A 22,443-nucleotide genomic window follows, 5' to 3' on the forward strand; every position below is an offset into this window, starting at 1 on the left:
GGGCAACCCTGCCAGATGCCGACACGCCCGGGATCGGCGCCCGGTTGAGAAGTCGGGCCTACCGAGCAAGGGTGAAATGGTCATGCCCGCAATCGGAAGGAGAGCTTGTGCTCACCCTCACCGAGAACGCCAGCACGATCGTCAAGGACATCGCGACCCGCAGCGCGATCGAGACCGCAGGACTGCGGATCACCAGTGAGGGAGCGCCCGAACCGGCGTTCTCCGTGGTCACCGCCGAGCAGCCCGAACCGGGCGACCAGGTGGTGGAACAGGACGGCGCGACCGTCTATCTCGACGGCGTCGCCGCCGGCCAGCTCGACGACAAGGTCCTCGACGCCACGCTCGACCAGGGCGGGAAGGTGCAGTTCTCGCTGCTCACCCAACCCTGACCGTAGAAGACAAAGGCAGGGTGGCGGCGACCGGCTCGGTCGCCGCCATTCGTCCGTTGAGGCAGTGGGGCTCAGGTCGATGAGTTGAGTGACAGCGGTGCGCGATTGGGCGACTCGCCCTGATGCCACAGCCGGTGAACGACGCACGCGGCGACGAGAGCGCCAAGTGTTCCTAGAGCGAGGTCACTGAGCGTGTCGGTATATGCGAACTGGCGTTCGGTAGAACCTGCGATGAAGGCGTAGTACTCCGCGATCTCCCATGCGATCGCGGCAGTGGCACCAAAAGCCAGAGAGCGCTCAATGACGCGGGGACGCGTGCTGGTTCGAGGCAGCGTGAGCAGGACGACTGCGGCTGCGAGGAAGCCGGTGTTCATGAAGTGCATCCAGTCGTCGAACCACTCGACCGTGTCGTAGAGGTTCATCCGATTGCCCAGGACGTCGGTGAAACAGGTGATCGTCACCAGCAAGTCCGGGATCGACGGGTAGCTGATGCGGTCTTTCCAGTACATCCACCACAGGACAGGTACGGCGAAGGATGCCAGTGGATAGCCGACTGCCCGCAGCCCCGCGGCCTTGTCTCGCATGTGCCCGAGGTCAGGGAAGAGGAGCGCGAAGGCGAGGAGAACAACTAGCCCCGCCTTGGCCGTGATGTTGGCGGTCTTGACGCCGGCCGGCGTTGCCTGGCTCGATAACGCTACTTCGGTCACGGTTCCCTACTGGATGTCGACACCACGAGAAACTCCCGCGGAACAACGAGTGTCTCATCGTCGCCCAGTCATGACGCGAAGGAGGACTGCCGACCGTGGACCCGGCGACGGAGGGTCGAGTACGCACGGCACGCCGCGATGCCGACCGCGAACGACGCGACGATCGCGAGCACCGGATGGCCGCGGTTCTCCAGCGGCGGATAGACCACCCAGTGGGTGAGGTAGACGAACAGCGTGGCGCCGCCGACCACGGCCACCACCTGCGCGACCGACCAGGGCAGCCGGACCTGCCCGATCCAGACCAGCGCCATCAGGCCTGCCATCACCAGCGCCTCGCGCTGAAGGTCGCCGAAGAAGCCGGCGAACAGCACCACCACCGCTACCGACGCGACCACCCGCTGCGAGGTGGTGCTGGCGCGCGCGATCAGCCAGCCGAGCGCGAGCACCCAGGCCGCGCCGAGGACGGCGTACCGCTCGACCGGGCCCGCCGTGATGCCGGCGAGCGCGAACCGCGGCAGCGACAGCAGGGCCAGCAGTCCGAGCGCGAAGCCGAACGGATGCCGCTGTTCGACCCTGTGTACGGCGGGTACGGCGACCGCCGCGGCCAGCGCGAGGCTGGTCCACAGCAGCGCCTCGAGGAACCAGAAGTGCCACTGGGTGTTCCAGTGCCGGGCGCCGACGAGGTTGTTGACGAGCAGCACCGTGCCGAGGTGGTACTTCCCGGTCACGATCGCCACGCCGGCGACCCAGACGACGGTCGGGACCACCAGCTCGCGCGCGGAGCGGAGCAGCCCGGCGACCCGCTCCCGGCGGTCCTGACCGCCGAGCTGGAACCGGGCGAGGTTGTAGCCAGCGATGCCGAGCAGCACGTGGGCGCCGCCCATCACGTTGATCAGGTCGACGTGCGAGGCGACGATCAGCACGATCGCGACCGTCCGCAGCACCGCCGCCGTCTCGACCGCGACCAGCCTCCCGAGCAGCCGGCTGACCATCCCCGAGGCACGGCCCCGCGCCGAGGGGCGGGCCCGGCCGGCGAGTGCGGTCGCCGACAGGTGCGGCCAGTCGGGTGGCAGGGTGCCGAGCGCGTCGCCGAGCTGCAGCGAGACCTCAACGAACGACAGCGAGTCGCCGCCGAGGGACGCGAAGGAGTCCTCGGCGGTGGCGTCGGGGCGGCCGAGCAGCCGCGCGTACAGCAGCCGGACGTCGTCGGGCGTGAGGTCCTCGCGGTTGAGCACCGTCGGACGGTCCAGCTCGGTGGCGTGCCGGACCAGGGCCGCGTGGTCGGGCTTGCCGGTCGGCGTCACCGGGAACTCGGCGACGACCGCGGTGCGCACGGCATGGGCGGGGATGCCGCAGACCCGGGCTGCGGCCTCCCGCGCCTTCGCCTGGTGACGTCCGTTGCGGCAGAACACGAACAGGTTGTCGTCGTGGCAGACCGCCCGCGCGGTGATGCCCCGCTCGGCCAGCAGCTGCTCGGTGCGGTCCAGGTCGAGCCGGAGCCCGAATACCTTCGCGAACCGCGAGCTCCGGCCGACGATCTCGAACAGCCCGTCGTCGTGCTGCCGGGCAAGGTCGCCGGTGCGCAGCTCGATGACCTCGCGGCCGCGCGCCAGGTCGGCCGGCGCGGCGGCATACCCGAGCATCACGTTGGGGCCGGCGTAGACCAGCTCACCGGCGGGGTCGATGCGCAGCTCGCCGCCGGGGATCGCGACCCCGATGCACTCCGGCCGGGTGCGGGCCAGCTCGGGTGGCAGGTAGGCCATCCGCGCGGTCGCCTCCGTGGCGCCGTACATCACCACGAGCTCGAAGTCGCGCCGCTCCCCCAGCTCGGCATAGCGGCGGACCCGGTCCGGTGCCAGCCGGCCGCCGGCCTGGGTGACCGTGCGCAGCGTCGGCAGCTCGCGGTCGGCGAAGCCGGACGCGTCGAGCAGGTCGAAGGTGTACGGAACGCCGGCGAACGAGGTGGCGCCCGCGGCGGCGAACTCGGCCCAGAACTCCTCCTCCACCACCGACCGCTCGGTCAGCATCAGGCCGGCGCCGGTGAGCAGGTGGCTGTTCACGACCGACAGCCCGTAGCAGTAGTGCATCGGCAGCGTGGTGGCGGCGCGGTCGTCCTCGCCGATCCTGAGGTACGCCGCGATCGCGGCCGCGTTGCTGTGCACGTTCTCGTGGGACAGCCGGACCAGCTTCGGCGAGCCGGTGCTGCCCGAGGTGCTCAGCAGCACCGCGAGGTCGGGGTGCAGGTCGTGGGTGGTGCCGTCGGCGTGCTCCTCGAGCCGCCACTCCCCCGCGTCACCGCGGTGCACCACGTCGGGCCGGTAGCGCTCGACCAGTGCCGCCGTGGTCTCCGGCGCGTCACCGGCGGTCAGCAGCACCGGGTGACGGCCCGCGATCGCGGCCAGGTAGGTAACCAGCGGCTCGACCTCGTTCGCGCCGCCGACCAGGACCAGCCGACGGGTGCCGCCCAGCTCGGCGAGGCGGGCCTCGACCCGGTCGGCCAGCTCGGCGAACGAGACCTGGGCGTCCGGGGTGACCAGCGCGGTCGCCGACCGGCGCCGCCGCCAGAGTGCGATCGGGTCGAGCGAGGACTCGGTGAGTACGGCGGTCATGCCGGCGCCTCCCCGGGATAGGCGCGCACCGGTCCCTGCACCTCGACGTACACCTTGTCGCCGACCGCGGGCAGCTCGGCGCCGGCGACCCGAGCGACCAGCAGCGGCGTCGTGCCCGGCAGCTCGACCCGGACCTGGGCGCCGTGGCCGAAGTAGCGCACCTCGGTGACCACGCCGACGGCATCCTTCGCACCGGCTGCGGCCGGCCGGAGGTGTACCTGCTCCGGACGGACGAGCACCCGGCCCTCCCCTGTGGGGCCGGGGTTCTCGACGCGGAGATCGCCCAGCACGCACTGGGCCGAGCCGTTCTGCAGCGATGCCGGTAGCACGCTCGCGCCGCCGACGAAGCTGGCGATGTCGACGTCGGCGGGCGCGGTGTACAGCCCGACCGGGTCGGCCACCTGGGCCAGCCGGCCGTGGCGCAGCACCGCCACCCGGTCGGCCAGCGAGAGCGCCTCGGACTGGTCGTGGGTGACGAGTACGGCGGTGGTCCCGGCCGCGCGCAGCAGCCGAGTCACCTCCCGGCCGGCGCTCTCGCGCAGGGCAGCGTCGAGCGCGGCGAACGGCTCGTCGAGCAGGATCACCCGCGGCCGCGGCGCGAGCGCTCGCGCGAGCGCGACCCGGTGCTGCTGGCCGCCCGACAGCTGATGGGGGTACGACGCGGCGAGGTGCGCGGGCAGCTCGGCCAGCTCCATCATCTCGGCGAGCCGGTCAGCGGTGCGCTCGCGGCGCGGCAGCCCGAACAGGATGTTGCCGCGCACCGGCAGATGCGGGAAGAGCGCGCCCTCCTGCGGCACGTAGCCGATCCGGCGCCGCTCGGCCGGCACCGACCCGCGGGCCCCGACCAGCTCGTCGTCGCCGACGGTGAGCGTGCCCTCGTCGGGGGCGGCGAAGCCGGCGATGATCCGCAGCAGCGTGGTCTTGCCACAGCCGGACGGGCCGAGCAGCGCCACCAGCTCGCCGTCGGCGACGGTCAGGTCGATGCCGGTGAGCACCCGCTGCGCGCCGTACGACTTGGTGATGCCGGTCATCGTCACTGCAGCCATCGCGAGCCGCCTCCGGTGGCACGGGTCGCGAGCAGCCAGGTGGCCGGCAGCGACAGCAGGACCAGCAGCAGCGCGTACGGCGCGGCCGCGCCGTACTTGACCGAGGACGAGTTCGACCAGAACTCCATGGCCAGGGTGTTGGTTCCGAGCGGCGCCAGCATCAGGGTCGCGGTGAGCTCGGTCGAGACCGAGAGGAAGACGAGTGCGGCCCCCGCGCCCAGGCCGGGCTGGATCAGCGGCACGGTCACCCGCCAGGCGGCCTTGAGCCGGCCGAGGCCGAGGCTGCGCGCCACCTCGTCCAGCACCGGCGGCGCGTGCTCGAGGCTGGCCCGGATGCTCACGACGCTGCGTGGCAGGAACAGGATCGCGTACGCCGCCAGCAGCACCGGGACGGTCTGGTAGATCGGCTGGGCGTACCGGATCGAGATCGTCACCAGCGCCAGCCCGACCACGATGCCAGGCAGCGCATGGGCCATGAACGTGGTCCGCTCGACGACGTTGCTGGCCGCTCCCCGGTAGCGCACCGCCAGCCAGGCGACCGGGAGCGCCATCGCGGTGGCGACCCCCGCCGCGGCCGCGGCCAGGCTGACCGTCGATACCGCTGCCGAGACCAGGTCACCGACCGGGAACTCGGTCGAGGAACCGACGACCAGCCAGTGCACCAGGCTGCCGATCGGTACGCCGAGCGCCAGCGTGATCAGACCGGTCAGCGCCGCGAGCGCCGGCAGCCGCCACAGCCCGAGCCGGACCCGCTCGACCGGGCGCCGGGCGCCCTCGCCGACCCGGGCCAGCGCCCGGCCACCCCGCAGCCGCAGCTCCAGCAGCACCAGCAGCAGGCAGGCGAGGCCGAGCAGGCAGGCCAGCACGTTGGCGCCGGCCGAGCTGAAGGCCGAGGCGTACTGGTCGAAGATCGCGGTGGTGAAGGTCGGGTACGCCAGCATCTGCAGCGCACCGAACTCGGCCAGGCAGTGCAGCGCCACCAGCAGCGCCCCGCCGAGCAGCGCCGGACGCACGCCCGGGAGGAGCACCCTCCGGAAGGTGGCCGCCGAGCCGTAGCCGAGCGAGCGCGCCACCTCCTCGTGGGCGGGGTCCAGCATCCGCAGCGCGGCCACGATCGGCAGGTACACGAGCGGGAAGTACGACATCGACACGATCAGCACCGCGCCGCGGTAGCTCTGGACGTCGTGGGTCAGCGACACCCAGCCGTAGGAGTTGACGAACGCGGGTACGGCGAGCGGCGCGGCCAGCAGCACGTGCCACAGCGTCCGCAGCGGCAGGTCGGTGCGCTCGACCAGCCAGGCGCAGCCGAGGCCGAGCAGCCCGGTGACCGCGAGCACGCCGCCCATCAGCGCCAGCGTGTTCGTCGCCAGCTCGCCGACCCGCGGACGGACCACGAGGTCCCAGGCGTCCTGCGGGCTGAGCGTGGCGGCGTACACCACGACGTACCCGAAAGGAAGGAGTGCCAGCGCGGCGACCAGCAGCCCGGCCAGGACGAGCAGCACCGGCGGGTGGCCAGGCCGCCTCGCGAGCGACCATCCGCGGCGCAGGGCTACCGGCGTGCTCAGAGGAACCCGGCTTCCTGCATCAGCTCGACGACCTGGGGGCTGTTGAGCGTGGCGATGTCGACCGTGGGCGGCTGCAGCTCGGACAGCGGCTTCACGTCGCGGCCAAGGTCGACCTCGGGGTTGAGGGTGTACTCCAGCGCGTAGGAGTCGGCGATCACCTGCTGGCCCTCGGGGCTGACCAGGAACTCCATGAACTTCTCCGCGTCGGCGTCGTGCTTGCCGCCCTTGAGGATGCCGGCGCCGGACACGCTCACGAAGGCGCCGGGGTCCTGGTTGCCGAAGTAGTGGAGCTGCGAGTCGTCGCTGTTCTCGCCGTTCTCCTCCTGGTCGCGGTACCAGTAGTAGTGGTAGATGATGCCGCCCTCGATCTCACCGTCGTCGACCTGCTGGAGTACGACGTTGTTGCCGTCCAGGACGGTGCCGTTGGCCTTCAGGCCGGCCAGCCACTCCTGGGTGGCCTCCTCCCCCTCCGTGGCCAGGACGGCGCTGACGATCGCCTGGAAGTCGGCGCCGGTCGGTGAGAAGGAGATCCGGCCCTGCCACTCTGGATCGGCCAGGTCCATGATCGAGGCGGGCAGCTCGGCCTCGGTCAGCTGCTCGGTGTTGTAGACGAAGACCGTCGAGCGGGCGGCAAAGCCGGTCCACGAGCCGTCCGCGGGACGGAAGCCGGCCGGGATCTGGTCGAGTATCTTCTGCGGCAGCGGCTTGAAGAGCCCGTCCTCGGCGACCAGGGTCATGCCCGGGGAGTTCTCGGTGAGGAACACGTCGGCCGGCGACGCACTCCCCTCCTGGACCAGCTGGTTGGCGAGCTCGAGGTCCTTGCCGTTGCGGAGCTCGACGTTGATGTCGGTCTTCTCCTCGAAGGCCTTGGCGACCGCCTCGATCAGCTCTTCGTGCTGGGCGTTGTAGATGACGAGCGCGTCCTCGTCGCCGCTGCACGCGGTGAGCCCGGGAGCGATCGCGACCAGCGCGGTCGCTCCGACCAGCAGTTTCTTGGCAACACTCATCAGGCCCCTGACCTCACTTCGCTCAATGCCAGGCGGAGTAAGGGTTGCCTAGCCTCAGTAGGCTAACTGGTCACCGGGGCCCGGGTGAACCCGCGTGGGCGAAGTCTCAGCGATCAAGCAGGCGACTGAGCACGCCAGCGTGCGTGCGCTGCTCCCGGCGCGCCGCCCGGACCTCGTTCAGCTGCGCCGCGTCGCGGTGGGCTCGCGTCGGCTCGTCGGTGAGCGAGAGGGCCGTGTACAGCGAGACGGTGCTCATCAGTTGCTTTCCTTCCACGCCCTTACGGGCGAGTCTGAATGTAATGGACGACGCTCCGTATGCGCCTCTTACATTCTATCCTGACAATTAATGCTCGCCGCTCCACTTCCGTGGTGATCTCCCCCACCCTGCGGTTGACTCTCACACACTGTCAGCCCGTAGACCGGAGCCGTCATGTTGAGCATCGGAGACTTCGCCCGGCACGCGCAGGTCAGCGTCCGGATGCTGCGTCACTACGACGCCCTGGGACTGCTGGTCCCGGCGTCGGTCGACCCGGCAACCGGCTACCGGTCCTACGCCGCCAGCCAGCTGCCACGCATCAACCGCATCGTCGCCCTGAAGAACCTCGGCTTCACCCTCGACCAGGTCGGCCGGATCCTCTCGGAGGAGCTGAGCGCCGAGGAGCTCCGCGGCATGCTGCGGCTGCGCGAGGCGGAGCTGGCGGCCCAGATCGACGCGGACCGAGTCCGGCTGGCCGCGGTCGGGCACCGTCTCCGAACCATCGAAAGTGAGGGCACCATGTCCGAGTTGGAGTACGTCGAGAAGTCGCTGCCGGCGGTCCGCCTGGCCCAGATCACCGCCACGGTCGACACCCAGGCGGAGATCGGCCCGACGGTCGGTCCGATGTTCGAGCGGCTGGTCGGGTCGCTGGCCGCGGCCGGCATGTCGATGGCCGGGCCGGCCGTCGCCTGGTACGGGGCCGACGGTGAGCGGGTCCGGCTCGCGGCCGCGTTTCCTACGAGCGCCGAGAAGGCGACGGCGGACGGAGTCGAGATCGGCGAGCTGGGTGCGGTCGAGCGCGCGCTGACCGTCGTACACCGGGGCAGCATGGAGACGATCGGCGACACCTGGCAGGCACTCGCCCAACAGGTCGAGGCGCGCGGCCAGCAGCCGCAGCTCCCCAGCCGCGAGGTCTACCTGGAGACGCCGGAGGACGATCCCGACGGCTGGGTGACCGAGCTTCAGCAGCCGCTCGCCTGACGGACTGACTGAGACGCCGGCTGTCACGTTCCTGCCGAGCCGGATCCTGACAGCGGTCTGTCGGGGAACTGTCTGACCTGGTCATTACAGTGACCTGATGAGCAACCCGCACAGCAGCCTGCAGCGGGTCGAGGCGGAGGCCCGCTTCGACCAGCTGCAGGTCACGGCGTACGACGTGCGCCTCGACCTCGCCGCCGATGACGCGACCTTCCGGTCGGTCACCACGATCCGCTTCGAGAGCAGCGGTGGCGACACGTTCGTCGACCTCAAGCCGGTCCGGCTGACCGAGGCCAGGCTGGACGGGCGGCCGCTGGACGTGGCCAGCCTCGACCGCGGCCGGCTGCCGATCAGCGTGGCTCCCGGCGAGCACGAGCTCGTGGTGGACGCGGTGATGAGGTTCCGCCACGACGGCGAAGGGCTGCACCGCAGCATCGACCCCGCGGACGGGCTTGCCTATGTGTACGGGATGTCGTTCATGGACGCCGCGCCGAGCATCTTCGCGTGCTTCGACCAGCCCGACCTGAAGGCGCCGTACACGCTGCACGTGACCGCGCCGGTCCGGTGGACCGTCGTCGGCAACGCCCCCGGCAAGGAGGTCGAGCCGGGCAAGTGGGAGTTCGAGCAGACGCCGCCGCTCTCGACGTACTTCGTCACGCTGGTGGCCGGGCCGTGGCACGTGGTCAGCGACAAGCACGACGGGATCCCGCTCGGGCTGAGCGCGCGGCGCAGCCTGGCGGCGCAGCTCGACGACCAGGCCGGCGAGCTGCTGACGGTGACCCGGCAGTGCTTCGACGAGTTCCACCGGCTGTTCGGGATCCGCTACCCGTTCGGCAACTACCACCAGGCGTTCGTGCCGGAGTTCAACGCCGGTGCGATGGAGAACCCCGGCTGCGTGACGTTCCGCGACCCTCTCATCTTCACCTCGCGGGTGCCACGCGGTGCGCACATCTACCGAGCGGTTGTCGTGGCGCACGAGATGGCGCACCAGTGGTTCGGCAACATCACCACCCCGAAGTGGTGGGACGACCTGTGGCTCAACGAGTCGTTCGCCGAGTACATGGGCTTCCGGGTCACCGCCGACGTGACCGAGTTCAGCGAGGCCTGGACCCATCAGGCGTTCGTACGCCGGCAGTGGGGGCTGATCGCCGACCAGCGCCCGACCACGCACCCGATCGCCGGCAACGGCGCGCTGGACGCCTCCGCCGCCCTCCAGGACTTCGACGGCATCTCCTATGCCAAGGGCTCCTCGGTGCTCAAGCAGCTCAACGCGACCATCGGCGACGACGTGTTCATGGCCGGGGTGGTCGACCACCTCACCCGGCACCGGTTCGGCAACGCCACCATGCACGACCTGCTGGCCAGCTGGGAGCAGGCCGGGGCCGGTGACCTCGGTGGCTTCACCGACAGCTGGCTGCGTACCGCCGGGGTCGACGCGATCAGCTGGGACCGCGACGCCGGCGTGCTGCGTCGTACCCAGCCGGACGGAGCCGCCGCCAACCGCACCCACACCGTTCGGGTGGCCTCGGCCCCACGTGGCGCCGCAAGCTGGACCGTGGAGGCGGTCACTCTCGACGGCGAGGCGACGCCGTGGCGGCCGCAGGGCGACGCCGCCGTCGTCCTGGACCCCTACGAGGACTCCTGGGCGCTGACCGGGCCGGACCAGCCGACCCTGGACGCCCTGGTCGACCTGCTGCCGGAGACCAACGACAGCCGGCTCCGCGCGGGCATCTGGAACGGCGTCCGCACCGCCTTCCACAACGCCGCCGCCGACCCGGACGACGTCATCCGGCTGATCGAGGCCGGCATCCCGCACGAGACCGACGACGACGGCATCGAGACCGTGCTCGCCTGGGCACTGAACGACGTACTCGCCGTGGTCGACGACCACGACCATGCCCGGGCGCGCATGCACGAGGCGTGCCGTCGCCGGACCGACACGGCGGCGGCCGGTTCGACGGTGCAGCTGGCCGCGTTCCAGGGGCTGGTCGCGTCCGCCTCCGACCCGACCCTGCTCGGCGCCTGGCGCGACGGCCGGGAGATGCCCGACGGGCTGGACCTCGACGAGGACCTCAGCTGGCGGATCTTCGGCCGGCTGGCCGCGCTCGGCGAGATCGACCGGGCCGGGCTGGACGCCGCGCTGGCGGCCGCAGCGACCGCGCGGGCCCGGGTCGCCCACGCCCGCGCGGTGGCGTCCCGGCCGACCGCGGACGCCAAGGAATGGGCGTGGGCTCGGTTCACCGGCGAGGTCGAGGTGCCCAACTACGAGCTGCAGGCGAGCGCCGGCGGGATGTGGCGGCGCGGCCAGGAGGAGCTGACGGCGCCGTACGTCGACCGGTACTTCGCGGAGCTGCCGGGCACGGCCGAGAAGTTCTCCGGCTGGGTGCTGGCCGACGTCGCGCAGTGGTACTTCCCGGCCACCTCTCTCGACGACCGGACGCTGGCGCGGGCCGAGGAGCTGGCCGCCCGTCCCGACCTCGACCTGTCCCAGCGGCGCCGGGTCGCCGACATGGTCGACCAGATGTCGAGGCGGCTCGCGATCCGCAGGAAGTACGGCTCCGCGGCGTCCTGAGCGGCGTGGGAGCGCCGTACTGTCGGCGGCATTTCCTAGGTTCGTGGTGTGCGCATCCTCCACACCTCTGACTGGCACCTCGGCCGGTCGTTCCACCGCGAGGGGATGCTCGGGCACCAGGCCGCGTACGTCGACCACCTGCTCGACGTGGTCGCCGAGGAGAACGTCGACCTGGTCGTGGTCGCCGGCGACATCTACGACCGGGCGCTGCCGCCGGTGGACGCGGTCCAACTGGCCGACGAGACCTTCGCCCGGCTCGCGGCCTCGCGCGCCCAGGTCGTGGTCACCAGCGGCAACCACGACTCCGTGCGGCGGCTGGGGTTCGGGTCCCGGCTGATCGACGCGGCCGGGGTGTTCATCCGCACCGACCCGGCCACCGTCGGCACGCCGGTGCTGCTGGACGACGCGCACGGCCCGGTCGCGGTCTATGGCCTGCCGTACCTCGACCCGGACGCGCTGCGCGACGGCTGGGCGCTGCCCGGCCGGTCCCACGAGGTGGCACTCACCGAGGCGATGCGGCGGGTCCGCGCCGACCTCGACGGGCGGGCGGGCGGCACCCGCTCCGTCGTACTCGCCCATGCCTTCGTCGCCGGCGCCCAGCCGAGCGACAGCGAGCGCGACATCAGCGTCGGTGGCGTCTCGCTAGTCCCGACCACCGTCTTCGACGGCGTCGACTACGCCGCGCTCGGCCACCTGCACGGACAGCACACCCTGACCGACACCATCCGCTACAGCGGTTCGCCGCTGGCCTATTCGTTCTCCGAGGCCGGCCACCGCAAGGGCAGCTGGCTGGTCGAGCTCGGCGCCGGTGGGCTGACCGGCGCCGAGTTCGTGGATGCGCCGGTCCCCCGGCCGCTGGCTCGGCTGCGCGGGGAGCTCGACACCCTGCTCAGCGACCCTGCGCTGGCCCGTCACGAGGGCGCCTGGGTGCAGGCGACGCTGACCGACGACGTCCGACCCGAGCAGCCGATGGAACGTCTGCGCTCGCGGTTCCCGCACGCACTGCAGCTGTCGTTCGAGCCCGCCGGAGGCGTCCGGCCGACGCCGGTCCACACACCGGAGCCGGGGCGCAGCGACCACCAGATCGCGCTCGACTTCGTGGAGGCGATGCGTGGCCGCGCCGCGGACGCCGACGAGTCGGCGCTGCTGCAGCTCGCCTCCGAGGCCTGCTGCGGCGACCGCGACCTCGACGTGATCGGCGCTTCCTGATGCGGCTCCACCAGCTCCGCGTCACCGGCTTCGGGCCGTTCGCCGGCACCGTCGAGGTCGACTTCGAGGCGCTCTCGGACGCCGGGCTGTTCCTGCTGTGCGGGCCGACCGGCGCGGGCAAGACCAGCGTGCTCGACGCGATCTGCTTCGCGCTGTACGGCGAAGTACCCGGCGACCGCGGGCAGGGGCGCCGGCTGCGCTGCGACACCGCCGACCCCGCAGTCGCGACCGAGGTGACCCTCGACGTGAGCATGGCCGGCCGGACGTTCCGGCTGACCCGCTCCCCCGCCTGGGACCGACCCAAGCGCCGCGGGACCGGCACCACCACCCAGCCGGCCGGCGTACTCCTGCAGGAGCGGGCCGACGACGGCTGGACCCACCTCACCAGCCGGATCGACGAGGCCGGGCATCTGGTCTCGGAGCTGCTCGGCATGAACATGTCGCAGTTCTGCCAGGTGGCGATGCTGCCGCAGGGAAGGTTCCACGAGTTCCTGCGCGCCCGGTCCGAGGACCGGCAGCGACTGCTGCAGAAGCTCTTCAGGACCGGGCGGTTCGAGGACATCGAGCGCTGGCTGCGCGACCACCGGAGCACCACCCGCCGCGAGTCCGAGCGGCTGCACAAGTCGGTCGCCGACCAGGTCAGCCGGGTCAGCGAGGCGGCCGGCGAGGAGCTGCCCGACCAGTGGCAGCTGGCCGACCTGACCCTGCCGGCGGAGTCCGGCGCGGTCGCCACCTGGGCCGCCGGCCTGGCCACCGCGGCCTCCGAGCTCGCGTTCGCCCGGGAGCGGGCGGCCGACGAGGCCGCGACCGCGGAGCTGCTGGCCCGGACCACGCTCGACAAGGCCGTGCGGCTCGCCGACCGCCAGGCTCGGTACGCCCAGGCCGCCGCGGAGCTGGCAGGCCTGGAGGCAGAGGCCGAGTCGGTACGCCGCGACCGGGGCCGGCTGGACGCCGCGCGAGCCGCCGCGCCGGTTCGGTCCGTCCTCCGGCTCGCCGAGGACGCCGACGCCGCGGCCGCCCGCGCCGCGGAGCGGACCGCGCGCACCACCCAGCCCCTGGCCGAGCGCCTCGGCGTACTCCACGTCGACACCGACCTTCTAGACGCTGAGCTGACCACCCTGCGCACGCGGCTCGACCGGGCCCGGCGAGCGGCCGACGAGGAGCGCTCGCTCGCCGGCATCGAGGCTCGCGTGGCCGCTGGGGAGGCTCGGCTGGCCGGTCAGCGGCAGCAGCTCGACGAGCTGGCTACCCGGATCGAGGAGCTGCCGGCCGAGGCGGCGCGAGCGCGGGACGCGGTGGCCGAGGCCGCCGCCGCGGGCCAGGCTCTCACCGGTGCCGAGCAGCGGCTCCGGGAGACTCGCGCCCAGCAGGACGCGGCCGAGCGTGCGGCCACGCTCGCCGCCGAGCTGGCCGGTGCGGAGACGGTGCTGGTCACCGTGGTCGCGGCCGGCCAGGACGCCAAGGAGGCCTGGCTGGCGGTCCGGGAGGCACGACTGAACGGCATGGCCGCGGAGATCGCCGGCGCTCTCGCCGTCGGCCAGGACTGCCCCGTGTGCGGCTCCGCCGAGCACCCACATCTGGCCGTCGCCGCTGCGGACGCGCCGGACGCGGCCGCCGAGCGAGCCGCGCGACGGGTCGTCGACGACGCCGAGGCCGCGCGGCACGCGCACGAGACCCGCGTCCGAGATCTGGCCACCCAGCTGGCGCTGGCCCGGGAGGCGGCGGGTGAGGGCGACGACGCGGGCCGGGCAGCAGAGACGCAGGACGCGCTGGCTGAGCGCGACCGGCTGACCGCACTGGCCGCCACGCTTGCGGAGCGTCAGCACGACCAGGCGGCCGCCGAGACGTCGCTGGCCGGGGTACTGGACCAGCGCGCCGCCGCCGAGGTCGAGACGGCACGCCTCGAGGCCGAGCTGGAGCTGCTCGGTGCAGAGGCGGACCGCGCCCGGCTGGCGGTCGGCGAGGCGCTCGGCAGCAGCGGGCACGCAACCGTCGGCCGGCTGGTCGCGAGCCTCGCCGAGACCGAGCGCGAGATCGTCGAAGCAGCCACCGCACTCGCCGCCTCGGCGCGCGCGTACGACACGCTCGCCTCGACCAGGCGGGGGCTGGAGCAGGCCGTCGAGGACGCCGGGTTCGCGAGCCTGCCCGAAGTGCAGCGGGCGCTGCTGCCGCCGGACCAGCTCGGCCTGCTCGACCGCGGTGTGCGCGAGTACGAGGAACGGCGCGCCGCCGCGGCCGCGGCGCTGGCCGACCCCGAGCTCGCGGCCGCCGCCGACCTCCCCGCGCCTGACACCGACCAGGCCGCGGCCCAGCACCAGGCGGCGGCCCATCACCACACCGCGACCCGCGCCGAGGTCGCCGTCCACCAGCAGCGTGCCGCCCGGCTGACCGGCCTGGAGAGGTCGCTCGCCGGGGCGCTCGCGGCCTGGGCGCCCACCCGGGCGGCCTACGCCGTCGCGGACCGGGTGGCCACCTTCGCCGAGGGCCGCTCCCCCGACAACGCACTGCGGATGCGGCTGTCGGCGTACGTCCTCGGCTACCGGCTGGGCCAGGTCGTCGACGCCGCCAACCACCGGCTCGCCCGGATGAGCGACCAGCGATACCGGCTCGAGCACACCGCTCAGCGCGGCGTCGGTGAGAGCCGCGGCGGCCTCAGCCTGCTGGTGCGCGACGAGTGGTCCGGCGAGGCACGCGACCCGGTCACGCTGTCGGGTGGCGAGACCTTCGTAGTGTCGCTCGCGCTGGCGCTCGGACTGGCCGACGTGGTCACCCAGGAGGCCGGCGGCGCCGACATCGACACGCTCTTCGTCGACGAAGGGTTCGGCTCGCTGGACGCCGACACCCTGGACGACGTGATGGACACCCTGGACTCGCTGCGCGAGGGCGGCCGCGTCGTCGGGCTGGTGAGCCACGTGCCGGAGCTGCGCACCCGGATCACCACCCAGCTCCACGTCGACAAGCGGCGTACCGGGTCCACCCTGTCGCTCCACCACGCGTCCGCCTGAGCCCGGGCTGAGGCTCGCCACGACCAACCGGATATCGGCGCGACCTCGGTTGCCGGTGTCGAGTAGGTTCACGGGCATGAGCCAGTCCGCTCCCGGGATCGATCCCACCTTCCTCGACCTTCCGTACCTCAAGCTCGCCGACGCTGCCCTCCAGCGCGCTCGGGACTTCGGCGTCGCTCACGCCGACTTCCGGTTCGAGCGGGTGCGGGTGCAGAGCCTCGGCGCCCGCGACGGGGTGATCCAGAGTGCGAGCGATGCCGAAGACATCGGCTTCGCGGTGCGGGTGGTTCACCAGGGTGCGTGGGGCTTCGCCTCCGGGGTGGTGCTCACCACCGACGAGGCGGTCCGGGTGGCCGAGACCGCGATCAACGTTGCGCAGGTGGCCTCGTCGATGATCAGCAGCCCGATCGAGCTGGCGCCCGAGCCGGTGTACGCCGACGCCACCTGGGTCTCGTCGTACCAGGTGAACCCGTTCGACATCGCCACCGCCGACAAGGCGGCACTGCTGGTCGAGTGGACCGACCGGCTGCGCAAGTCGCCGATCGTCGAGCACGCGACCGCGGAGCTCGACCAGGTCCAGGAGAACAAGTTCTACGCCGACCTCGCCGGCACCCGGACCACTCAGCAGCGGATCCGGGTGCAGCCCGGCTTCGAGGCGATGGGCACCGACCAGGCCAGCGGCGTCTTCGACTCGATGCGCTCGATCGCACCCCCGGTCGGGCGCGGCTGGGAGTTCATCACCGGCGGCCCGGCGAAGGGCGGCTGGGACTGGGACGCCGAGCTTGCCGAGACGCCCGAGCTGCTCGCCGCGAAGCTGGCCGCACCGAGCATCGAGGCCGGCACCTACGACCTGGTCATCCACCCCTCCAACCTCTGGCTGACCATCCACGAGTCGATCGGACACGCGACCGAGCTCGACCGGGCCCTCGGCTACGAGGCCAACTACGCCGGCACCTCCTTCGCGACGTACGACAAGCTCGGCAACCTGCAGTACGGCTCGCCGGTCATGACCGTCACCGGCGACCGCACGGTCGAGCACGGCCTGTCCACGATCGGGTACGACGACGAAGGCGTCCAGACCCAGTCGTGGGACATCGTCAAGGACGGCATCCTGGTGGGCTACCAGCTCGACCGCGCTATGTCCTACCTCAAGCCGGAGCTCAACTCGGTTGATGGCGGAGGCAGGTCCAACGGCTGCGCCTTCGCCGACTCTCCTGGCCACATCCCGATCCAGCGGATGGCCAACGTGTCGCTGCAGCCGGCCGCCGATGGGCCGTCGACCGACGAGCTGATCGGCCGGGTCGAGCGCGGCCTGTACGTCGTCGGCGACCGCTCGTGGTCGATCGACATGCAGCGGTTCAACTTCCAGTTCACCGGACAGCGCTTCTTCCGGATCGAGAACGGCAAGCTCGCCGGGCAGGTCCGCGACGCTGCCTACCAGGCGACCACCACCGACTTCTGGAACTCGCTGGAGGCGGTCGGTGGACCCGACACCTGGGAGCTCGGCGGCGCCTTCAACTGCGGCAAAGCCCAGCCCGGCCAGGTCGCCGCGGTCAGCCACGGCTGCCCGACCTCGCTGTTCCGCAACGTCCGCATCCTCAACACCACCGACGAGGCAGGCCGATGACCACCCCCACTCCTCAAGACCTGGTCGAGCACGCGCTGTCGGTTAGCACCGCCGACGACGCGATCGCGATCGTGCGGCACAGCACCAGCGCGAACCTGCGCTGGGCCAACAACACGCTGACCACGAACGGTGAGATGCGCGACGTCACCGTCACCGTGATCGCGTTCCGCAAGCAGGCGTCGGGCGTGAGCATCGGCTCGGTCACCAGCAGCGCCGCATCTCGTGAGCAGGTCTCCGGCATCGTGGCGCAGGCGGACGCAGCCGCCTCGGCCGCCTCGCCGGCCGAGGACGAGGCGGAGCTGCTCCGCGACAACGTCTCCCCCACCTGGGACGACGCGCCGGAGGCAACCTCGATCGGGGTCTACGAAGCGTTCGCGCCCGACCTCGGGAAGGCCTTCGCCACGGCGGGCTCACAGGAGCGGATCCTCTACGGCTTCGTCAACCACGAGGTGACCACGACCTACCTCGGCTCGAGCACCGGGCTCCGGCTGCGCCACGTCCAGCCGACCGGCCACTATGGCTGCACGGGAAAGTCCGCCGACCTGACCCGGAGCGCCTGGGTCGGTGGCGCGACCCGCGACTTCCGCGACGTCGACGCCACCGCGATGGAGGCCGCTCTCGCCGAGCGGCTCGGCTGGGCCAGCCGCCGGGTCGACCTCCCAGCCGGCCGCTACGACACGATCCTGCCGCCGGCCGCCACCGCCGACCTGTTGATCGACGCCTACTGGGAGGCAGGTGCCCGGGTCGCCCACGAGGGCCAGTCGGTCTTCAGCAAGCGTGGCGGCGGGACACGGATTGGCGAGCAGATCGCCAAGGCGGGTGTCCGCCTCTACTCCGACCCCGAGCACCTCGGTCTCGGCTGCGCGCCGTTCGCCATGGCCGCCGCGTCGAACAACTCGCGGAGCGTCTTCGACAACGGCCTGCCGCTCACCTCGACCGACTGGATCGCCGACGGCCGGCTGGCCGCGCTGATGCAGACCCGGCACTCGGCGGCGCTGACCTCGCAGCCGGTGACACCGGTCATCGACAACCTCGTCCTCGAAGTGGACGGCGGCAGCGGCGACGTCGCCGACCTGGTCGCCGGCACCGAGCGCGGCCTGCTGCTGACCTGCCTGTGGTACATCCGCGAGGTGGACCCGCAGACGCTGCTGCTGACCGGGCTCACCCGCGACGGCGTCTACCTCGTCGAGAACGGCGAGATCACGGGTGCGGTCAACAACTTCCGGTTCAACGAGAGCCCGATCGACCTGCTCAACCGGTTCACGCACGCCTCGGCGACGGTGCCGAGCTTCAGCCGCGAGTGGGGCGACGACTACTTCTCCCGGACCGCCACCCCCGCACTGCGCGTACCCGACTTCAACATGTCGAGCGTCTCCCAGGCCCTCTGACCTCGGTAGCGGCTGGCTCATGCCGAGACCGCGAGCTCGTCGAGCTCGTCGGGTGCGATCACCGCGACGGTCTCGTCGTTGGCCCGGTGGATCGGATGGATGGGTACGCCGTGGCTCCGGCACGACGTGGCCAGCGCCTGCGCCCAGGCCCGGTCCCACTCGCTGATCTCGGCGCGACCGGGCCGGCTGAGCAGGAAGGCGAGTCTCCCGCCCGGAGCGAGCTCATCGGTCAGCTGGGAGCACAGCCACATGAGGTTGCGCAGGCGGTCGTCGTCCTCGTCCGGGAGGTGGCTCATCCCCTCGATCTGGGTCAGGATCGGCGTCGGTCTGCCGTCCGCCTCGATCAGGTGCAGCCACAGCGAGTAGCCGCTGAAGCCGAGGTCGCCCATCAGGGCCTGCCATTGTCGGCACAGCCCCTCCTGGCTCCGGACGGGTGGCATCTCTTCGGGCCGACGCAGTGGCGGCCGGGTGTCGTGGTTCGTCATGCGCCACACTCTGGACACCGCCGGCGACATTTGCCGCCGTCATCCACAGGCTGCGCGTCTGCCCAGGTCAGAGGCCAGATTTTCGTGCAGCTTGCGACATCGGGTCGGCAGCTCGCGTTAGTAGATCTGGTGCAGCATCGACCAGTCCCCCATGCCCGGGTACGGCGTGACGTGCCCGTCGACCTGCCAGAACATGCAGCTGCTCCGGTAGGCGTTGTGGTCCAGGCCGAGGGCGTGACCCGTCTCGTGGCAGCTGGTCGCCCGGCGGTCGGTCGCGTCGGTGGCGTAGTAGTCGTTGAGCGAGACGGTCGCCGACACGATCCACGACCCGTAGAAGCGGAGGTCGGTGCGCGCCGCCCAGCCGGTGGGGCCGTAGTTGCCGCCGTACACGTTGACGCAGCGGTTGACGGCCGGACAGCCAGCGGTGTGCCGGCGGTACGCCGCGACCACCGAGCTCGACTCGTTCCACTTCCGGACCGAGGCCTTGACCTGCCACGAGGAGCGCGTGTGGTCCAGGAAGTAGACCCGCGGGTTCGGTCCACCCGACCAGCGGTAGACGTTCGGTGGGCAGTAGCGATAGAGCGCGTACGCGCCGCTGACCGTGCACGCGGTGCCGGCGCGGCCCTTCCGGACCAGCGCCGTGCCGCGCGGATCGGACAGCCGGCGACCGGGCGCGGGCGTCCAGATCGTCAGTTCGGTCTGTCCGGCAGGCCGCGCGCTCGACGAGTCCGGCTCGTCGGCGCTGAGCTGACTGGGCGCGGCCACCACCGCGATCACGGTGAACGCGACGGCGAGCCATCGAGCGAACTTGGACAGGGTCATCCCGAGACCAGCCCTTCAGGGCATTATGCGCAAATCCGACATTCCATTGCGCCCATAGATAGCGCCGCTCGTCAAGGGCGCGGCTGCCCTCCTGGGATCGGCGCCTCCGGATCGTACGGCGACCTCGTGAAGATGAAGGTCCGCAGGTCCAGGTGGTTGACCGACCCGTCCTGGTTGCGCACGACCCGCAGCTCCTCGCCGTGGTGATGACCGGAGGTGCCGACCACCCGGCCGTCGACGTCGGCGAACCGGTAGACGACCACACCGTTCTTGCGAGCCACGAGCGCCTCGCCGTCGAGCTCGAACACGTACGGCGTCATCCCCCAGTGCCAGACGCCGAGCAGGTCGGCGAAGGCCGCTGGCACCGACGTGACCGGCGTCCACGGCGCCACCACCGTCGGCTCCGACGCCTCGAGCACGTCGAGCAGCCGGGTCGCGATCACCACCGCCTTCATCCCGCTGGTGGCGTTGCTCATCGCCACCACGCCGGTCCTCCGCTTGCGGTCGACGAAGCAGGTCGCCACGAAGCCGGGCATCGAGCCGGTGTGGCCGACCAGCGTGCCCGAGCCGCCGGCGTACAGCTGGAAGCCGAGGCCGTGTGCATAGCCGACGCCGCTCGCCAGCTCACCGGACTGCGGGATGTAGGCCTCCTCCAGCGCGGCCTTGCTGAGCACGGCGGGGTGGCCGTCGAGCAGGAAGCGGGTGTACGTCGCCAGGTCGGTGACCGTGCTCCACAGCTGGCCCGCCGGGGCCATCGCGCCGGTGTCCGGGTGCGGCTCCTCGACGAGCGTGCGCGCGTAGGGATGGACGCTGTAGCCCTGGGCGTGCACACCCTCAGCCTGGTACGACGTCCGGGTCATGCCCAGCGGCCCGAGGATCCGCTCCTCCACGCAGGTCCACCACGGCTCGCCCCGCAGCCGGGCCACGACCTCGCCGAGCAGCCCGTAGGCGAGATTGGAGTAGTGGAAGGTGCGCAGCACCGGGTGGGCGGCCTCGCTGCCGTCGTTGACCGCGGCCAGCGCGGCGAAGTCGGCGTTGGCGTCGGCCACGTCGGAGCGCTCCCACCAGGGCCCGTTCGGCTCGGCCTGCAGGCCGGCGTTGTGGGCCAGTAGGTTGCGGATGGTCCGGTCGGCGTACCCGACCTCTCCGAGCACCGAGGAGGCCTGGTCGTCCAGGCTCAGCCTGCCCTCGCCCACCAGCTGCAGGACCAGCACCGCGGTCAGGGTCTTGGTGATCGAGCCGATCTTGTACTGGGTGTCCGCGGGGTCGCCGGGCACGTCGCCGTACCCGGCCGACCAGGCGAGCTCACCGTCGCGCACCACGCCGGCGACCACCGACGGAACCCGGCCCTCGCTCTGGATCTCGGCCAGCGCGGCCAGCAGCCGGCGGCGGGTGACAGGGGCGACGGGCTCGGGTGGAAGGCGCACCTGCCAACGCTAGCGCCCGCCACTCGCGATGTGACACATCCAGTTAAATGTCACGTTGCCTCTTCCCAACGGGCGTGACGGCAGTCACTATCTGGCCATGCCGCTCACTCGCACCCGCCACCTCGTCCTCGCCGTCGCCGGGGCCGGCGCCCTCCTTGCCGGGCTCCTCGCGACCGCCCAGCCCGCACAGGCCGACGGCCCCGGCGTCGGTACGCCGTGGGTGGTCTCCCTCGGCGACTCCTACATCTCCGGTGAGGCCGGCCGCTGGGCCGGCAACACCAACAACGGTGAGTCGATCCACGATGCCACCGGCAACGACACCTACTGGGACAACGCAGCCAACACCGGCGAGCAGATCAACCGTTGTCACCGCTCGGAGTCGGCCGAGGTCTACATCGGAGGCGGGGTCAACGGCCACAACCTTGCCTGTTCGGGCGCCAAGACCGCCACCGACGCCGGTGGTTCGAACTTCAAGCCCGGCCTGGACTTCTATGACGACGGCGCGGGCAAGGTGGGCCAGGCGAAGATGCTCCAGAGCTTCGCGAGCACCCACAACGTCGAGATGGTCGTGGTCTCCATCGGCGGTAACGACTTCAACTTCGCCGGCATCGTCCAGCAATGCGTGACCAACTTCCTGGCCTCGCCGTCGTGGTGGCCGGACTACTGCAAGGACGACTCGATCGTGGTCAACGCGATGTCGACCAGCACCCAGAACACCAACCGCACCCGGATCGCCAACGCGTTCAAGAACATCCGCACCGCGATGCGCAACGCCAACTACGACGACACCGACTGGACGCTGCTGGTGCAGAACTACGCGTCTCCGCTGCCCAACGGCTCGGGGCTCCGCTACCCGCAGTCCGGCTATACCCGGCAGAGCACCGGCGGCTGCGGCTTCTGGAACGCCGACGCGGACTACGCCAACAACGCGCTGCTGCCGCGGATCAACGCCACCGTGAACCAGGCGATCACCGAGTCCGGGCTGACCAACGTCGAGACCCTCAACCTGAGCACCGCGTTCAACGGTCGTCGTCTCTGCGAGACCACCGTCGGGCTGTACGAGGAGAAGGGCCTCTCGCACTGGACCAACAGTGGCGCGGTTGACAAGACCGAGTGGGTGAACACGATCCGCACGGTGACCGCGACGGGCAACTACTACATCCAGGAGTCCCTGCACCCGAACTACTGGGGTCAGCTGGCCATGCGCAGCTGCGTCCGCCAGGCCTGGAGTGGTGGCGCCCCCAGGTCCGGTACCTGCGTGCGGGGCGCCGACGGACTGCTCAACGGCGAGCCGAGGATGACCCTCCAGTAAAGCGTCCGGCGCGCGGTCCCGGCTGGACTGACGAGCGAA

General features: G+C 71.5%; 17 protein-coding genes. 8 read left to right on the top strand and 9 right to left on the bottom strand.

Annotation, left to right across the window (positions count from 1 at the left end; all coding sequences use genetic code 11):
* Positions 1-107: 107 nt before the first annotated feature.
* The gene (locus tag DDV73_RS02680) at positions 108-389 is read left to right on the top strand and encodes a Fe-S cluster assembly protein HesB (RefSeq protein ID WP_109505700.1); all 282 of its coding nucleotides are present in this window, start codon (positions 108-110) and stop codon (positions 387-389) included.
* A 71-nt stretch (positions 390-460) separates the two neighbouring features.
* Here the strand turns inward: DDV73_RS02680 and DDV73_RS02685 are convergent, their stop codons facing one another.
* The 6 genes from DDV73_RS02685 to DDV73_RS27685 all read right to left on the bottom strand — a co-directional run bounded on the left by DDV73_RS02685 (position 461) and on the right by DDV73_RS27685 (position 7,579).
* The gene (locus DDV73_RS02685) at positions 461-1,096 is read right to left on the bottom strand and encodes a DUF2238 domain-containing protein (protein WP_109505701.1); all 636 of its coding nucleotides are present in this window, start codon (positions 1,094-1,096) and stop codon (positions 461-463) included.
* Between the two features lie 68 nt (positions 1,097-1,164).
* On the bottom strand, positions 1,165-3,705 hold the full coding sequence (locus DDV73_RS02690; protein ID WP_109505702.1) for an AMP-binding protein: 2,541 nt from the start codon (positions 3,703-3,705) through the stop codon (positions 1,165-1,167).
* On the bottom strand, positions 3,702-4,751 hold the full coding sequence (locus DDV73_RS02695; protein ID WP_109505703.1) for an ABC transporter ATP-binding protein: 1,050 nt from the start codon (positions 4,749-4,751) through the stop codon (positions 3,702-3,704). Before DDV73_RS02695 ends, DDV73_RS02690 begins: the two co-directional genes overlap by 4 nt.
* On the bottom strand, positions 4,739-6,253 hold the full coding sequence (locus DDV73_RS02700) for an ABC transporter permease (RefSeq protein ID WP_240617069.1): 1,515 nt from the start codon (positions 6,251-6,253) through the stop codon (positions 4,739-4,741). The genes DDV73_RS02695 and DDV73_RS02700 overlap by 13 nt, the downstream gene beginning before the upstream one ends.
* A 59-nt stretch (positions 6,254-6,312) precedes the next feature.
* Positions 6,313-7,323 carry an iron ABC transporter substrate-binding protein gene (locus tag DDV73_RS02705; protein WP_109505705.1) on the bottom strand — a complete coding sequence of 337 codons (1,011 nt, stop codon included), beginning with the start codon at positions 7,321-7,323 and terminating at the stop codon, positions 6,313-6,315.
* A gap of 106 nt (positions 7,324-7,429) precedes the next feature.
* Positions 7,430-7,579: a hypothetical protein gene (locus tag DDV73_RS27685; RefSeq protein ID WP_154402581.1), complete on the bottom strand. Its 150-nt coding sequence runs from the start codon at positions 7,577-7,579 to the stop codon at positions 7,430-7,432.
* A 174-nt stretch (positions 7,580-7,753) separates the two neighbouring features.
* Here DDV73_RS27685 and DDV73_RS02710 point away from each other — a divergent pair, with 174 nt between their 5' ends.
* From DDV73_RS02710 to DDV73_RS02735, 6 genes are all read left to right on the top strand, one after another.
* A complete protein-coding gene (locus DDV73_RS02710; RefSeq protein ID WP_109505706.1) occupies positions 7,754-8,560 on the top strand; it encodes a MerR family transcriptional regulator in 807 nt (268 codons plus the stop codon).
* A 97-nt stretch (positions 8,561-8,657) separates the two neighbouring features.
* The gene (gene pepN, locus DDV73_RS02715; protein WP_109505707.1) at positions 8,658-11,129 is read left to right on the top strand and encodes an aminopeptidase N; all 2,472 of its coding nucleotides are present in this window, start codon (positions 8,658-8,660) and stop codon (positions 11,127-11,129) included.
* Between the two features lie 48 nt (positions 11,130-11,177).
* The gene (locus tag DDV73_RS02720) at positions 11,178-12,338 is read left to right on the top strand and encodes an exonuclease SbcCD subunit D (protein ID WP_109505708.1); all 1,161 of its coding nucleotides are present in this window, start codon (positions 11,178-11,180) and stop codon (positions 12,336-12,338) included.
* Positions 12,338-15,343, top strand: a complete 3,006-nt coding sequence (locus DDV73_RS02725) for an AAA family ATPase (RefSeq protein ID WP_109505709.1) — start codon at positions 12,338-12,340, stop codon at positions 15,341-15,343. Before DDV73_RS02720 ends, DDV73_RS02725 begins: the two co-directional genes overlap by 1 nt.
* A 76-nt stretch (positions 15,344-15,419) precedes the next feature.
* Entirely contained in the window at positions 15,420-16,970 is a 1,551-nt protein-coding gene (locus DDV73_RS02730; protein WP_109505710.1) for a TldD/PmbA family protein, read from the top strand.
* Positions 16,967-18,358, top strand: a complete 1,392-nt coding sequence (locus tag DDV73_RS02735) for a metallopeptidase TldD-related protein (RefSeq protein ID WP_109505711.1) — start codon at positions 16,967-16,969, stop codon at positions 18,356-18,358. The genes DDV73_RS02730 and DDV73_RS02735 overlap by 4 nt, the downstream gene beginning before the upstream one ends.
* A 17-nt stretch (positions 18,359-18,375) precedes the next feature.
* Here the strand turns inward: DDV73_RS02735 and DDV73_RS02740 are convergent, their stop codons facing one another.
* The 3 genes from DDV73_RS02740 to DDV73_RS02750 form a co-directional block, all read right to left on the bottom strand.
* Entirely contained in the window at positions 18,376-18,843 is a 468-nt protein-coding gene (locus DDV73_RS02740) for a hypothetical protein (protein WP_154402582.1), read from the bottom strand.
* Positions 18,844-18,960: 117 nt separating this feature from the next.
* Positions 18,961-19,665 (bottom strand): matrixin family metalloprotease, encoded by a 705-nt coding sequence (locus DDV73_RS02745; RefSeq protein ID WP_109505713.1) that lies wholly within the window; start codon positions 19,663-19,665, stop codon positions 18,961-18,963.
* Positions 19,666-19,736: 71 nt separating this feature from the next.
* Positions 19,737-21,092 (bottom strand): serine hydrolase domain-containing protein, encoded by a 1,356-nt coding sequence (locus tag DDV73_RS02750; protein ID WP_109505714.1) that lies wholly within the window; start codon positions 21,090-21,092, stop codon positions 19,737-19,739.
* A gap of 97 nt (positions 21,093-21,189) precedes the next feature.
* Between DDV73_RS02750 and DDV73_RS02755 the strand changes: the two genes are divergently transcribed.
* The gene (locus DDV73_RS02755; RefSeq protein WP_109505715.1) at positions 21,190-22,404 is read left to right on the top strand and encodes an SGNH/GDSL hydrolase family protein; all 1,215 of its coding nucleotides are present in this window, start codon (positions 21,190-21,192) and stop codon (positions 22,402-22,404) included.
* Positions 22,405-22,443: the final 39 nt, after the last annotated feature.

It is taken from the genome of Nocardioides speluncae (assembly GCF_003121585.1).
Taxonomy (GTDB): domain Bacteria; phylum Actinomycetota; class Actinomycetes; order Propionibacteriales; family Nocardioidaceae; genus Nocardioides; species Nocardioides speluncae.